The 15,157-nt window shown below is 74.2% G+C and carries 11 protein-coding genes; all 11 read right to left on the bottom strand.

From position 1 onward, the window contains the following. Positions 1-150 precede the first annotated feature (150 nt). Positions 151-1,329: an adenylyltransferase/sulfurtransferase MoeZ gene (gene moeZ / locus ACZ4QV_RS01140; RefSeq protein WP_361146915.1), complete on the bottom strand. Its 1,179-nt coding sequence runs from the start codon at positions 1,327-1,329 to the stop codon at positions 151-153. 99 nt (positions 1,330-1,428) lie between these two features. Beyond that, complete coding sequence (locus ACZ4QV_RS01135) at positions 1,429-2,235, bottom strand: spherulation-specific family 4 protein (protein WP_361586418.1); 807 nt, start codon at positions 2,233-2,235, stop codon at positions 1,429-1,431. After that, positions 2,223-3,200 carry an NAD-dependent epimerase/dehydratase family protein gene (locus ACZ4QV_RS01130; RefSeq protein WP_361146921.1) on the bottom strand — a complete coding sequence of 326 codons (978 nt, stop codon included), beginning with the start codon at positions 3,198-3,200 and terminating at the stop codon, positions 2,223-2,225. The genes ACZ4QV_RS01135 and ACZ4QV_RS01130 overlap by 13 nt, the downstream gene beginning before the upstream one ends. 364 nt (positions 3,201-3,564) lie before the next feature. Then, a complete protein-coding gene (locus ACZ4QV_RS01125) occupies positions 3,565-4,989 on the bottom strand; it encodes a hypothetical protein (protein WP_467762456.1) in 1,425 nt (474 codons plus the stop codon). Continuing rightward, positions 4,986-6,965 (bottom strand): glycosyltransferase, encoded by a 1,980-nt coding sequence (locus tag ACZ4QV_RS01120; protein WP_467762455.1) that lies wholly within the window; start codon positions 6,963-6,965, stop codon positions 4,986-4,988. The genes ACZ4QV_RS01125 and ACZ4QV_RS01120 overlap by 4 nt, the downstream gene beginning before the upstream one ends. A 189-nt stretch (positions 6,966-7,154) precedes the next feature. After that, positions 7,155-8,963, bottom strand: a complete 1,809-nt coding sequence (locus tag ACZ4QV_RS01115; protein WP_361616680.1) for an ABC transporter ATP-binding protein — start codon at positions 8,961-8,963, stop codon at positions 7,155-7,157. Further along, positions 8,960-9,949 (bottom strand): ABC transporter permease, encoded by a 990-nt coding sequence (locus ACZ4QV_RS01110; protein WP_361586430.1) that lies wholly within the window; start codon positions 9,947-9,949, stop codon positions 8,960-8,962. Before ACZ4QV_RS01110 ends, ACZ4QV_RS01115 begins: the two co-directional genes overlap by 4 nt. Then, entirely contained in the window at positions 9,946-11,031 is a 1,086-nt protein-coding gene (locus ACZ4QV_RS01105) for an ABC transporter permease (RefSeq protein ID WP_467762454.1), read from the bottom strand. The genes ACZ4QV_RS01110 and ACZ4QV_RS01105 overlap by 4 nt, the downstream gene beginning before the upstream one ends. A gap of 11 nt (positions 11,032-11,042) precedes the next feature. Next, positions 11,043-12,779 (bottom strand): ABC transporter substrate-binding protein, encoded by a 1,737-nt coding sequence (locus tag ACZ4QV_RS01100; RefSeq protein ID WP_361146936.1) that lies wholly within the window; start codon positions 12,777-12,779, stop codon positions 11,043-11,045. Positions 12,780-12,989: 210 nt separating this feature from the next. Next, positions 12,990-13,085 (bottom strand): Ms4533A family Cys-rich leader peptide, encoded by a 96-nt coding sequence (locus ACZ4QV_RS01095; protein WP_361146939.1) that lies wholly within the window; start codon positions 13,083-13,085, stop codon positions 12,990-12,992. 315 nt (positions 13,086-13,400) lie between these two features. Next, the gene (locus tag ACZ4QV_RS01090) at positions 13,401-14,897 is read right to left on the bottom strand and encodes a DUF3152 domain-containing protein (RefSeq protein ID WP_467762453.1); all 1,497 of its coding nucleotides are present in this window, start codon (positions 14,895-14,897) and stop codon (positions 13,401-13,403) included. Positions 14,898-15,157: the final 260 nt, after the last annotated feature.

The raw sequence follows: 15,157 nt of genomic DNA, 5'->3' as shown, positions 1-15,157 counted from the left end.
CCGGGGGCCCCGGGGGGGGGGGGCCCCCGGGGGTGCCCCACCCCGGCCGCCCCCCCCCCGGGGGCCCCCCGGGGGGGGCCCCCCCCCCCCGGGGGGGGCCCCCCCCCCCTGGGGGGGGGGCCCCCTCCGCCGTGGGTGGCCGGCCGCCGCTCAGTAGACCGGCTTCTCCGGCTCGACCGTGTTGACCCAGCCGATGACGCCGCCGCCGACGTGCACCGCGTCCGCGAAGCCCGCGGACTTCAGGACGGCGAGGACCTCGGCGGAGCGGACGCCCGTCTTGCAGTGCAGGACGATCTTCTTGTCCTGCGGAAGGTCCTGGAGGGCGCTGCCCATCAGGAACTCGTTCTTCGGGATCAGCTTGGCGCCGGGGATCGAGACGATCTCGTACTCGTTCGGCTCCCGGACGTCGATGATCTCGATCTTCTCGTCCGTGTCGATCCACTCCTTGAGCTGCGCCGGAGTGATCGTGGAACCGGCCGCCGCCTCCTGGGCCTCCTCGGACACGACACCGCAGAACGCCTCGTAGTCGATGAGCTCGGTGACGGTCGGGTTCTCGCCGCAGACCGCGCAGTCGGGGTCCTTGCGCACCTTGACCTGGCGGTACGTCATCTCCAGCGCGTCGTAGATCATCAGGCGGCCGACCAGCGGGTCACCGATGCCGGCCAGCAGCTTGATGGCCTCGTTGACCTGGATGGAGCCGATGGACGCGCACAGCACGCCCAGCACGCCGCCCTCGGCGCAGGAGGGGACCATGCCGGGGGGCGGGGGCTCCGGGTACAGGCAGCGGTAGCAGGGGCCGTGCTCGCTCCAGAAGACCGACGCCTGGCCGTCGAAACGGTAGATCGAGCCCCAGACGTACGGCTTGTTCAGCAGGACGCAGGCGTCGTTGACCAGGTAGCGGGTGGCGAAGTTGTCGGTGCCGTCGACGATCAGGTCGTACTGGGCGAACAGCTCCATGACGTTGCTGGAGTCGAGGCGCTCTTCGTGCAGGTTGACCGTGACGTACGGGTTGATGCCCAGCACCGTGTCCTTGGCGGACGCGGCCTTGGAGCGGCCGATGTCCGCCTGGCTGTGGATGATCTGGCGCTGGAGATTGGACTCGTCGACCTCGTCGAACTCCACGATGCCGAGGGTGCCGACGCCCGCCGCGGCGAGGTACATCAGCGCGGGCGAGCCCAGGCCGCCGGCGCCGACGCACAGCACCTTGGCGTTCTTCAGCCGCTTCTGCCCGTCCATCCCGACATCCGGGATGATCAGGTGGCGGGAGTACCTGCGGACCTCGTCGACGGTGAGCTCCGAGGCGGGCTCGACCAGGGGTGGCAGCGACACGGGGACTCCGTTTGTCGGTATCTCGATGGGCGACCCCCCGCTCCGGGCGCACCCGGAGCAAGGGACGGTGGTCTTCCCGTAACACTGCCACGCCCTTCTTCATTCCGAGACACCCGGTCCGATACGCGAGACGAATGTGTCCCAGTAGCCGGGCAGCGACTCCCAGGCGCTCCCTCCGTGGTCGGCGCGGTCGGTGAAGTAGACGGTCCCGGCGCCCTGCCAGCGGGCGATCCGCAGGGCTTCTTCCAGGTGGGTGCCGGGGACACCGTGCACGAGGTGGCAGAAGCGCCGCGCCGGGTACTCGGCGGTCCACTCCGCCACTTGGGACCAGCGGTAGTCGGACCAGCGGCCGGCGAAGGTGACGAGCTGGTCGGCGACCTCCGCGTAGCCGGGGTACGGGTGGCGGCCGTGCCCGGTGACGAGGTGCGCACGCTCCTGGAGGGCCCGCAGGGTGGTGGTCAGCCGCCGGGTCTCGGGGAGCAGTGTCCGGTCCGTGGGACAGCGGTCCAGATAGAAACCGTCGACCTTGTACCACTCCAGGAACCGGTGCGCGTCGGAGACCAGTTCGCCGAACGGGCGGGCGCCGTGCCCCAGGTCGAGGTGGCCCAGCAGCCGGGCCCCCGCGTCACGCAGTTGGGCGGCGGCCGGCAGGCAGTACGGGTCGGGGCGCACCCCGGGGCCGCGCGCCACGTTGAGCACCACCCAGTGCAGCGCCGCCGCGCCGCCCCGTGGCCCCGGCGCCCGGCGTGCGGCTCCGGTGCAGGCCAACCCCCGGGCCAGGCGCAGCAGCTCGGCCCACTCGGCGGGCGCCAGCAGCGGGTGGGCGAACCCCGGAATGCCGACGCCGAGCGGTGCGGCACCGGTCACGGCGGTGCCGGCGCCCAGGGACGTCGTCAGATACGACATGCGGCCTCCATCCAGATGTCGGCGAGGGACTCCTCCAGCCCGATCCGCGGCCGCCACCCCAGGCGGTCGCGGGCGGTGCGCACGTCCGCCTGCTGCCAGCTCCCGCACCCGTCCGGATAGGGGTACGCGGGGGGAACCGCCCCGTGTTCAGAGGCCGGCCCCGGGATGGCGAGCCGCGCGGCGGCGGGGCCGCCGCCTGCGTAGCCGGGCGGGGTGTCCAGTTCGTGGAGCGAGCCGCCGAACCCGGCGACCCGTGCGAGCAGCGCGGCGGCCTCGCGCAGCCGTACGGCGTGCCCGGTACCGATGTTGACCACACCCTGGGCGGCGGAGAGCGAGGCGGCGTGCACCGCCCGCGCCACGTCCCGTACGTCCACGAAGTCGCGCTGCACGCCCAGGCCGCCCAGCTTCAACTCGGTGTCCCCCGACTGCATCGCGCGCCGCATCGCCTCGGCGAGCCGGCCGAGCGGCGACCCGGCCGGGGTCCCCGGGCCGACCGGGGAGAAGACCCGCAGCACGACGGCGTCCAGGCCGGAGCCGAGGACGAGTTCGGTGGCGGCCAGCTTGCTGACGCCGTACGGGCCGCCCGGCCGCGGTACGGCGTCCTCGGCGGTCGAGGAGCCGGGCTGCGAGGGCCCGTACTCGGACGCGCAGCCCAGGTGCACCAGCCGGGCACCGCAACTGCTGCGCCGCAGCGACTCGCAGACGGTGGCGACCGCGACGGTGTTGTGCCGGGTCAGGTCCCGGGCGCCGCCGCGGGTGGTGCCCGCGCAGTTGACCACGACACCGGGGTGGACGGCGTCCAGGAAGCGGGTCAGGGCGCCCGGACTGCCGGAGGCCAGGTCGAAGCGGACGTCCGCGTCGTCGCCGCGCCCGAGGGCGGTGAGCTGGACGGCCGGGTCGGCGAGCAGCCGGTCGGCGACGTAACGGCCGAGGTACCCGTTGGCACCGATGAGCAGCACCCTCATCGCGTGACCCCCCGGTCCCGGTGTGCTTCGGTGGGGTGGACAGTCATGATGTCGTTCTCCTAATGCGGTGGGTTGAGGACGTGCTTCGGCAGCGGTGACCGCCGCGCGGGGCCGGGCGACGGCGATGTACGCCGCACGGATGGTGGCGGGCGTCCGGAGGAGGACGACCGGCGCCACGGGAGCGCCGGCACCTCGGAGGCCCGCGCGACCGCCGGGGGTGATGGCGTACGCGCGGGCGGCGACGGTACGCGCGCCGGGAGTGGGGGCGTGCGTACCGGAAGCACCGGGGGTGCCGGAAGAGGCAGCGGGACCGGACGGGCCGGAAGCAGTGGCGTGCATATCGCGGGTGGCGAGGTGTGCGGGGTCACGGCCGGCCCGCCTCCGCCGGTACGGGGGCGGGAGGCGCGGGGGCCGCGTCGGGAGCCGGGGCGTGCGCCGAGGCGCCGGTGAGTGCGCGCAGCGCGTACAGCAACAGCGCCAGGGCGGGCAGCGCACAGGCCACGGCCGGTACGGCGGACGGGCCGAGGTGGGTGACGGCCACCTCGACCGGCCTGCCCAGCGGCTCCAGGCCCGGCAGCCGGGCGGCCAGCACGCAGGCCAGGGCGGCGGCTTCCAGGGCGACGGCGGCGGCCGGGCCCGCGGCGGCAGCGGCCGGGAAGCCGTGCCGGGCGAGCAGGCGCGCCAGGAAGAGCAGGACGCCCAGGGCCGAGGCCGCGGCCACCGTCCCCACGCCACCACCGTCGCCACCGGCACCGCCGCTGACCGCGTCCGCCGCGGCCGACAGGGCGAGCAGCGCCACGAGTTGCATCGCGGTGGCGACCAGCAGCAACGGCCTGGCACCGGACGCGAATACGGTCAGGCACCGGCTGCCCGCCAGCTCACGGCGCGCGCGGCCCGCGAACCAGCGCGCGCACCAGGCGGCGGGCACGACGGCGCACGTCAGGGCCAGGACGGAGGCGATCTCCAACTGGGAATGGGGGGGCGGTCGATCGGGGCCGCCCGCCAAGGCCTGGCGCAGCAACCAGTCACCGCCCAGCGCGTATCCGGCCAGCCAGCAGGCCCACATCCCGATGGAGCGGGCGGTCGGATACCGCGCACTCAGCGGGCCGTGGCGGACGCACAGGCGCAGGGCGAGCAGCACCAGACCTGCTCCGGCCGCCGCGACGACCGTCTGTACGAGGCTGGGCGACGGCTCGTCGGCCGACGTGAACGGTACGGGTGTGGACGCGTGCCCGGCAGCGGCGACGGCGGCCACGGTGACGGCACACACCGCGCCGGGCAGCAGGTGCAGCGCCACACGGACCGCCCTTCCCCGCCGTACGGGGCCGGGCGCGGGTACGGCGGGTGGCGGCGCGTCGGCGCGGGGGACCCGGGCGTACAGCTCCTCGGCCAGCGAGAAGACGTCGCGGTGCCGGAAGCAGCTCGCCGTACGGTCGGTGACACCGTGCGCCTCCAGCCCGGCGGCGATCTCCATCGGGTCGACGGCCTGTTCGCACAGCGCCCGGTGCTGGTGCATCAGCGTCTTCACGGGGTCGGCCGGGCCGCGCCGGGGCGGCCGGGCGGGGGTGTCCCGTACGGGCAGGGGGGCGGGCGCGGCGGAGGGCGGCGGGGTGACTCCCGCTTCGGTCACCGCTTCCGTCACCGCTTCCGGCGTCGTTGGCCAGGTCGTTTCCGGTGCCGCTGCTTCCGTCCCGGTTTCCGTGCCGGTTTCCGTCCCGGCTCCTGGACCAGCTTCCGGCGGCGCGCCGGTGTCGAGGCCGGGGCCGGTTTCCCTGTCGGCTGTCGTCACGGTCGCGCTCCTCTCTGACGGTCGGCACCGGCTCCCGCCCCGGCGACGGCCGGTTCGGCGGCCGGTTCGGTGACCGATCCGGCGGCTGACGCGACGACCGGTTCAGCGGTCGGGACGCCCGGGTCCGGTGCCGCCCAGCTCGGTGCGCGGCCCGTCGGCGGTGCGGCCTGCGCGGCGCCACCCGCCACGGCCCAGCGGCCCGGTACGTGGGACTCGGCGGGCCGGGTGAAGAGACGGGGCTCGCTGTCGCCGCCCGGTCCGGCGCCGGCGGCCGGGCGGCACGGCGTACGGGACATCAGCTCCAGATAGATGCCACGAAATGCCGCGATGTTCTGCTCCACCGTGAACAGTTCGAGTGCGCGGGCGCGCGCGGCGGCGCCCAGCCGGGCGCGCCGCCCCGGATCGAGCAGCAGCGCCAGGCACGCGTCGGCCAGCGCGCGCGGGTTGCGCGGCGGCACGACCAGGCCCGTACCGCCGATGACCTCGCAGACCGCTCCGGTGTCGGTGGAGACGGTGGCGCGGCCGCTGAGCATCGCCTCCACGAGGGAGCGCGGAAAGCCCTCCGCCACGCTGGAGAGGACCAGCACCGAACCGGCCGCGTAGGCATCCTGCGGGCGCGGCAGGCCGGGGCCGCCGATCTCCTCGAAGGAGACCGGGTTGTCACCGGCGCTCCGCGCGTCCGCGGCCTCGTCGGGGAAGAGCTGGGCGGCCAGCACCCGGCACTGCGCCAGGTAGGCGGCGTCCTCCGGGCCGGGGCCCGGGGCGCCGACGATGCGCAGGGTCGCGGCCGGTTCGGCCCGGTGCACGGCGGCGAAAGCGTGCAGCAGCGAGACGAGGTCCTTGGCGGGTTCGACGGTGCCGGTCCACATCAGCGTCGCGGAGTGGTCGGCCGCCGTGTCGGGGACGGCGGCGAAGCCGGTCGCATCCATGCCCGGGTACACCGTGCGCAGGCGCTCCCGGTCGGCGCCGCAGTGTTCCTGCCAGCGCCGGGTGCGGGCGTTGCCGGAGGTGACGAGCGCGGCCTCGGCGTACGTCTCGGCGGCCAGCGCGGTCTCGAAGGCACCCAGCAGGGCGCGTACGGGGGCGCTCGCCCCCACTCCGGAGCGCGCGAGGTAGTGCTCGCGCAGGCGCGCGCCGTACTCGGTGAGCAGGAGGGGTGTACCGAAGAAGCGTTTGGCCAGCAGACCGGGGAGGGCGACGGAGCCGCCGGCCGTGGCGTGGCAGAGGTCGACGGCGGCGAGCCCGCCGCCGTCGCTCCCGGAGGCGCCCGCGGAGCCGCCGTACCGGTCCGTGTCGTACCGGCCCGTGCCATACCAGTCCAGGGAGAGCGGACGCAGGGCGCGCTCCAGTTCCTCGGTCACGGCCAGCAGGTCGCCCACGCGGGCGCCGTGCGCGGCGCGCAGTGCGCCGGGCGCGCGGCAGGCGCTCTCCAGGATGCGTACGGCCTGTTCGGAGCGGAGGAGTTCGGGCAGGCCGCCATGGTCGCGGGCCAACCGCGCCAGGCCGTACAGACCGGCGGCGAAACGGTCCGCCTGGCCCTCACGGTCCGCGGCGCCGTCCGCTGCCGGCACCGGGGGAAGGGCCCGGCCGGCGGGCGGTTCCGCCGCGGTGAACCCGGCCGCGAGATCGCCGAAGCACTCCGCGAACCGCCGCCGCGCACGCCGTCCGCGCGCCCCGGCGTGCCACCCGCCGGGCCTCCACCGCAGGGCGGCGGGCAGCTCTCCGTGCAGCGGCGCGACCCGCGCCACCCGGGCGCGGCCCCGCACACCGTCCATCACGCCGTCCAGCACGCCGTCCTCAGGACCACGGCCGACGCCGCCCTCGGAACAACGGCCGACGCCGTCCTCGGGCCCCCGTTCAAGGGTGTAGACCTCGAACTCGTGGCCAGGGAGCCCGTGCACGAGCCGGTCGCGCCACGGACGCGTCTCACCTGACGCATCCGGGCCGCCACCCTCGGTGAGCAGACCAATGCGCACGAGCGCACCCCCGTTCTTCCTGATCGGCGTCCACGGCGGCGGTCACCCCTGAGGGCCCGCCGCTACCTGCAGGAAGAAGCTACGCAGAGATTCCGGTGACACGACGGACGGTTGTCCGTCGCGCCACCGGAAGGGGTGAAGAGACGTAACTTTCCACCCCGGTGGGCGTTCTGACGCGCTATGTGACCGTCACACCGCGGCACGTAGGGCCCGCCGCCCGGCCGACGCCTCCGGGTCGAGCACGGGCACCGCCGCCAGCAGGCCCTGCGTGTACGGGTGCCGGGGGCGTTCGTACACCTCCTCGGTGGTGCCCTCCTCCACGATCCGCCCGGCGCGCATCACCGCGACCCGGTCACTGACCGCCCGTACGACCGCCAGGTCGTGCGCGATGAAGACCAGCGCGAGGCCCAGCTCCCGCCGGAGTTCGCCGAGGAGGCCGACGACCTGCGCCTGTGTGGTGACGTCCAGCGCCGAGACGGGTTCGTCGCACACCAGCAGCCGGGGGCCGGGGGCGAGCGCCCGCGCGATGCCGACGCGCTGCCGCTGCCCGCCGCTGAACTCGTGCGGGTAGCGGTGGTACCACGCCGGGTCCAGGCCGACCCGCTCCAGCAGTTCGCACGCCCGGCGCACCACGCGCGCGTCGTCCCGGTCGCCGGCCGCGCGCAGCGGATCGGCGACCGATTCGCCGATGCTGCGCCGCGGATTGAGCGAGGAGACCGGGTCCTGGAACACCATCTGGAGTTCGCTGCGGAAGGGGCGGAGCCGCCGGTCGCCGAGGGTGCCGATGTCGCGCCCCCGGTAGCGCAGCGTTCCCGCGGTCGGGTCCAGCAGGCGTACGAGCATCCGTCCGAGCGTCGTCTTGCCGCTGCCCGACTCCCCCACGAGGCCGACTGTCTCCCCTTCCCGTACGGTCAGCGAGACCTCGTCGACCGCCGTCGTCCGGTGCCTCCGGCCGCCGAACTCCCGCCGCAGCCCGACGGCTTCGAGCAGCACGCCGTCACTGTCGCGACCGCTGCCGCTGCCGCGACCGCTTGCGGCGTGCGTGCCGCGCAGGGCGCGCCCGTCCGGCTTCGCGTCCACCCGCGGCACGGCGGCCAGCAGCTCCTTCGTGTACGGCGTGCGCGGCGCCAGCAGTACCTCGCCGACCGGGCCGTGCTCCACCGCCCGGCCGCCGCGCATCACGAGCACCTCGTCCACGCTGCCCGCGACCACCCCCAGGTCGTGGGTGACCAGGAGCAGCCCCATGCCGGTCTCCGCCCGCAGTCCGTGCAGCAGGTCGAGGATCTGCGCCTGGACGGTGACGTCCAGCGCGGTGGTGGGCTCGTCGGCGATCAGCAGGCGCGGTTCGCAGGCGAGCGCCATCGCGAGCAATGCGCGCTGGCGCATGCCCCCGCTGAACTCGTGGGGCCGCGCGCGGGCGCGCCGGGGGGCGTCCGCGATGCCCACGCGCTCCAGCACCTCGACGGCGCGGGCGCGGGCGGCGCGCCGGGAGACGTCCGGCCGGTGCACCCGGTACACCTCGGCGATCTGGTCGCCGATCGCGTAGTACGGGTCGAGCGAGGACAGCGGGTCCTGGAACACCATGGCGGCCCGGCCGCCGCGCAGCCGCCGCAGCTCGCGCTCGTCCGCCGCCCGTACGTCCGTACCGGCGACCCGTACCGTGCCGCTCACCTGCGCTCCGGTCCCCCGGTGCAGGTCCAGCAGGGCCGCCGCGACGGTGGACTTGCCGGATCCGGACTCGCCGACGATGCCCAGGGCCCGGCCGGCGGTCAGCGAGAAGGAGAGGCGGTCCACGGCCTGCACGGCGGCCGGGCCTCCCCCTGGTATGCCTTTCCCGTCGGCGTCTCCCCCGCCGGGAAAGGCGACCGACAGGTCGCGGACGTCCACCAGCAGGTCCGGCTCCGGACGGCCCGGCTCCAGAAGGCCCGGCCGCGGCTGGTCCGGCTCCAGAACGCCGGGCGCCGCCCCGGTCGTGTCCTCGGTTTCCTCGGAGGTCATGTCAGGGCCACCCTTCGGTCGGCGAGTGCGTAGAGGACGTCCGCCACGGCGTTGGCGACGATGACGGCGGCGCCGGTGCCCAGCACGACACCGACGACCACGGGCAGGTCGACGACGCGCACCGAGTGGACCAGGAGCTGGCCGATGCCGGGCAGCCCGAAGAGTGCCTCGGTGAGCATCGCGCCGCCGAACATCGTCCCGAGGTCGAGCGCGGTGAGCGCGATGACCGGCGGCAGCGCGCCGCGCAGCGCGTGCCGCGTCACGACGGAACGTTCCCGCACGCCGTACGCGCGGAAGGTGCGGATGTGGTCCTCGGCCAGCGTCTCCAGCGTCGAGGAGCGGGTCAGCCGGGCGTACTTGGCGGATTCCAGCAGCGCCAGCGCCGTCCAGGGCAGCAGCAGGTTCCAGGCCCACTGCTCCGGGTCCTCGGACAGCGGGACGTAGGAGGGGAACGGCAGCCACTGGAGGTACGCGCAGAACACCATCAGCAGCAGCAGTCCGGTGATGAAGACCGGGGTGGCCGTGCCGGCGAGGGTCAGGCCGGTCAGGACGCGTTCCGTCGTGCCGCCGCGGCGCAGCGCGGACAGCAGGCCGGTGCCGACCCCGAGCAGCAGCCACAGCACCATCGAGCCGAGGGCGAGCGACGCGGTGACCGGCAGCCGGTCGGCGAGCAGCTCCGTGACGAGCGAGCTGTTCTGGTACGAGAGGCCGAGGCAGGGCGCGTCGCAGTGCAGTACTCCGGTGCCGGACGAGAAGTCACGGCCGGCCACCAGCCCTTGGAGGAAGTGCAGGTACTGCGTCAGGACCGGCGCGTCCAGCTCCAGCCGTTCACGTACCTGCTGGACCTGTGCGGGGTTGCAGCGCGGCCCGCAGGCCAGTTCGGCGGGGTCGCCCGGCGCGACGTAGAAGAGCGCGTAGACGGCGACGGTCAGCAGGAAGAGGACCAGGAGCCCGCCGCCGAGCCGGCGCAGTGCGTAGCCGGTCATACGACGGCCTCCTTCTCGCGGTTCCCGCGGTTCTCGTCTTCCTGTCGCTTCTCGTGCCTTTCACGGGTGGCGCCCGCGGACCGGTCCGTACCGCCCTTGCGACGCTTACGGCCCGCCCGGGTGCCGACCCGCAGCCGGGACCGCTCGCGCGGGTCCAGCGCCGTGCGGACCGCGTCGCCCAGCACGGTGAACGCGAGCACGGCGACCAGCAGGAAGCCCGCCGGGAGCAGGACGTACACCGGGTCGGCCCGGAACCATGTGGTCGCGGTCGACAGCATCTGCCCCCAGGACGCGGTGGGCGGCCGGACGCCGATGCCGAGGAAGGACAGCGACGCCTCAGCGACGATGTTGCCGGGCACCAGGACCGTCGCGTACGTGATCACCGGCGCGGCGAGCGACGGGAGCAGCTCGCGCCGCGCCACGCGCAGCGGGCCCGAACCGCCGAGCCGGGCGGCCGCCACGTGGTCCAGCTTCTTCAAGGCCAGCGTGCGGGCGCGCACGATCCGGGACATGCCGAACCAGCCCAGCAGCCCGAGGACCAGCACCAGCAGCAGCGGGCGGGGGAAGTCGGCGGGCACGATCGCGGTCAGCGAGACCGCGATGACGAGCATCGGCAGCGCGGTCAGCACCTCGGTGAACCGGGAGATCACCTGGTCCGCGAGCCGGTTGCCCAGCCCGGCCGCGAGACCGACCACCACACCGATGAGGACCTGTACGGCCGTGGCACCGAGCGCGATCAGCAGGGAGACCCGGGCCCCGTACAGCAGCCGGGCGAACAGGTCCCGGCCGGTGCCGGGTTCGACGCCCAGCCAGTGGTCGGCGCTGATCCCGCCGTACGAGCCGAGCGGTACGCCGCCGCGCGCGGAGTCGATCAGGTCGTCGTGGTACGTGGTCGGGTCCTGGCCCTCCAGCGCCGCGAGCAGCGGTGCGCCGAGGGCGAGCAGGGCGAGGACGAGCAGGACAACCGCGGATGTCACGGCGGCGGGCCGCTGCCGCAGCCGCCGCCGGACCGTGCCTTTCCGAGGGGGCACCGTCTCGGCTTCCGAGGGCCCGGCCCCGGATCCGGCCTGACGGGAAGTCATGTCGGTGGTCGTCACTTGACCGCCACCTGGGAGATGTCCAGCACGCCGTCCCAGTCGCTGATGACGACGTTCTTGACGTCCTTGCCGTACAGGTGCTTGTAGACGGGGTGGAAGAGCGGCACGGACAGGGCCCGCTCGCCGATCTTCTTGTCCAGCGCGCCCCACCGTTCCGCCGCCGCCTTCAGGTCGGTCAGCTTGTTGATCTCGTCGATCTCGTGGTTGACCGCCGGGTCGTCGAGCTGCGCGTGGTTGAAGTTGGAGGCGTCCCGGACGATCTGCCGGCCGTCGAAGACGGGCGCGAGGAACGGGCCGCCGGACGGCCAGTCCGCTCCCCAGCCGCCGATGAACAGGCCGGGGGCGTCGTCGACGCTGTGCACCTTCTCCTCGTAGTCGCTGTTCTCCAGGCCCTGGAGCTTGACGGTTATCCCGGCCTTCTTCAGGGCTTCCTGCACGGCGGCGGCGATGTCCGGGCCGGTCGCGAAGTTCTTGGCGGTGGAGTGCGTGAGGGTGATGCTCAGCCCGTTCTCGTGGCCGGCTTCCTTGAGCAGTTCCCTCGCCTTGGCCGGATTTCCGGTGCGGCCCGCCGGGAAGTGGTCGTACGGGGTGTGACCGAAGGACTCGCCGTTCGGGAGGAACGTGGTGGCCGGTTCGGCGAGCGCGGAGCCGCCCGCGGCGTTCACGACGCTCTGCCGGTTGACGGCGTAGGCGATGGCCTGGCGCACCTTCGGGTCGTCGAAAGGCTTCACCTTCGGGTTGAAGGCGAGGTAATCGGTGTAGCCGAAGTGTCCGGTGCCGACCCGCTTCGCGAGTTCCCGGTCGCCGCTGATCCGTGCGAGTTCGGCCGGGCCGAGGTTGGTGTCGGTGGTCACCGCGGCGGCGTCCGGACCGGCGCCGGTGGCCAGCCGCTGGTTGATGACCGCGGAATCCAGGCCGGATTTCACGTGAATGGTGTCGGGATAGGCATGCCGTTCGGAATCGGTCTTCTCGGACCAGTGCGGATTGCGTTCCAGGACGAGGTGTTCACCGTCACCGGTGTTCTTGACGACCTTGTACGGACCCGAGGAGACCGGGTGCTCCTCGTATGTCGTGCCGGTGTCCTTGGCCTTCGGCACCGGGGCGAACTGTGTCTGCGTGGCGAGCAGCGGGAATTCACCCTCGGGCTTCTTCAGGTGGAAGACGATGGTCTTCTCGTCCGGGGTCTCGATGGACGCGAGACCGTCCTTGCTCTTGTCCTTGTACGGCCCCTGGTAGCTTTCGCCGCCCACCAGCCAGTCCCGCAGATACGGTGCCCCGCCGGAGAGTTCGGCGGCGAAGGACCGCTCGATGCCGTACTTGACGTCGGCGCTGGTGATCGGCGAACCGTCCTCGAACTTCAGACCGTCCTTGAGCGTGTACGTCCACACCGTGGCGTTCTCGCTGGGGCGTCCGGTGTCGGTGGCGAGGTCCGGTACGGCCTTCGCGCCGGCCGCGCCGTTCTCCCGGTTGCGGGTGGTCAGCGTACGGAAGACCAGGGTCGGTACCTTGCCGCCGCCGGAGGTGTACAGGCGTGCCGGGTCGAAGTTGGTCTGCGGCTGGGAGTTCAGGACGGTGAGCGTGCCGCCCTTGGCGGGCGCGGCGCCCGCGCCGTCACCCGCCGCGGTGTCCTTGGGGCCGCAGGCGGTGGCCCCGGCGGCCAGCGCGACGGCCACCGCGACGGCGGCCGCGCGGCGGGCGGGCGGAAGGGAACGGGGACGGGACGGCTCGGCCATGTCGGTGGGTGCCTTTCACAGCGGGACGTACCCGCGGAAGGCGGCGGCAGCAGAGGCGCGGTGAGGCGCGGGGCCGCCCCTGCGGACACGTTCGGGTGAGATACGTGGTGACGCGGGGGACACCCCGGCCCGGGTCACAGGTCGCCGCGTCTGACGGCCCCGGGGTACGCGGGCCGTCGCGGCGCGCCTCCGCGCGGCCGGGGACGGGCCTCAGCGACAGTGGATGTCGGCCACGGACTGCACGGACACGCCGATCAGCGCCAGCTCGAAAGCGGCGTGTTCGAAGGCGATGGCAGGGCGCGGCATGGGAGGAAGATTTCCCGAATGTCCGTCCGGTGGCAAAAGCGTCCCGCGATGGGAGACGTGGCGTTCCGTATGCCGGACAAGCGGGCTGGGGGCGCACCCGCCCGGCGCGGCACGCCGGGCTCGGCACACTGGGGCAGCGCCCTTCAGCCACTCCCCTTCAGCCGTTCCCGGGTCGGCCCTTCAGAAGAGCCTTGGGCCAACGCCCCGGGCCCCGGGCCGGTGCCCTCCGGGCCAAGCCCCAGGCCGTGGGCCCCGGGTCAAGCCCCCGGCCCCCGGGGCCAAGGCCCTCCGGGCGCCGGCCTCCGGGCGCCGGCCTCAGCGCCCCTCCGGGAACGGCCAGGCGTTGGGGCGGCAGGTCGCGCCGTCCGTCGTCAGGAACTTGGTCTGCTGCATCATCACCGGCGCCAGGGCGCCCTGCCGGGTACAGCTCTCGTGGTTGTGTCCGAGCCGGTGGCCCACCTCGTGGTTGATGAGCATCTGCCGGTACGCGTGCATCTGGTCCGGCCCGTAGGTCTGGGCGCCCTGGGCCCACCGGTACGCGTTGATCATGACCCGCTCGGTCGCCGCCGAGTCGCACGACACGTTGTCCTCGGTCGTGTCGAGCCCCGACTTGGCACACCACTTGGCGGTGGTTCCGGGGCTCGCCAGCGTGATGACGAAGTCGGCCTCGCCGGAGCCCACCCGCTCGAAGGTGCGCCGACCGCCGTGCGCCCAGCTCCGCTCGTCGTTGAGGGTCTTGTGCACCGCGTCGGCGAACAGTTCACCGTCGAGGCCCATGCCCTCCTCCACGTCGACGCGGTAGCGCCACACCTTGCCGTGGCCCGGCGCCTTGGCGTCCCCGCCGGCCGGCTTGAACTGCCCGGAGGCCGCCTGCTTCGCGTCCAGCGGGTAGGCCTTCGCCATCTTCTCGTCGTACGTGACGGGGGCCGCCTGCTGCGTCGGGCGCGCGTTCGAGCGCGAGGCGGCGTCGGAACCGGCCGTCCGGTCCTTCCCGCTGAGCGCCTGCGCCTTGCCGTCGTCCTGCCGCTGTTCCGCGACCTGCCCGGCCACCACGACCGCGAGCACGGTCGTCACGGCCGCCGCGGCCACACCGGTGAAGGTACGCCCCTTGGCGATCTTCTTGCGGGAGCTGAACTGGGGTCCTTGGGCGCCCAGTTCACCGGCGTCCGGGGTGACGTCCGGCGCTTCGGCCGGGCCGTCGCCCTCCCTCGGGAAGACCACCGACCGGCCGGTGTCGCGCCCCGGCACGGGCCGCCCGTGCTCCGGGGCCCCGGACGCGAACACGTCGTCGTCCGTGATCTCGGGACCGCGGGTGCGGCTCTCTCCGGGTACGGGCTGCGCCGCGAAGGCGTCGATGTACTCCTGACGGGGCGCCGGCACCCCCTCCCGCGGGACGAACGGCGACCCGACCGACCCCGTACCGGTGGAGGTCGGGCCGAGGACGGGACCGGTCTCGGCGCTGGACTCGCTGTCGCCGGGTGCGGGGCTGCCGGGTGCGGGGCTGCCGGGCGCACTGCCGCTGTCCGTCCGTCCGGGTCCGCCCTGGGCTGCGGCGTCAGCAGTGGCGGCGGAGACGGCACCATCGGCGCCGGGGACCGGCCTGCTCGCGCCTTCGCCGCCGCCCTCGAACGGGGCGAATCCGTGCGCCGGGGTGGCCGGCGCGGGCTGCGGGCGACCGTCGCGCGGGCGCGGCACCCGGGGCGTGCCCTGCGTCGGCGCGCTCGGCACGGGCGCGCCCTGTGCCGGCGTGCCGTGTGCGGGCGTACCGGGGGATGCGTCGCGCGCGGGCGCGTTCTGCGAGGCGGGGCGCACGGACGGATGATGGTGCGGCTCGGGGCGCGTGGGCGGATTCTGCGGCGCGCGTTGCGCGGGTGACTGCCACGGTGCGCCCTGCGCCGGTCCCTGCTCGGGCGTACGGTGCCCGGTCGCGTAACGGACCGCGCCCTGCGCGGGCTCGTCCCCCGGCGTGCGCTGCTGCCCGGCGCCACCCGCCCGGCCGGACTCTCCGCCGCCCCCGCCGTCCGGTCCAGGCTCGGCGCGGCGGCGCCTGCGGCCCGTACCCGGTCCGGGAA

The organism is Streptomyces sp. NPDC026394 (assembly GCF_055567735.1).
The sequence above is the reverse complement of the archived record's forward strand: the minus strand, read 5'-3'. Positions and strand labels throughout refer to the sequence as shown.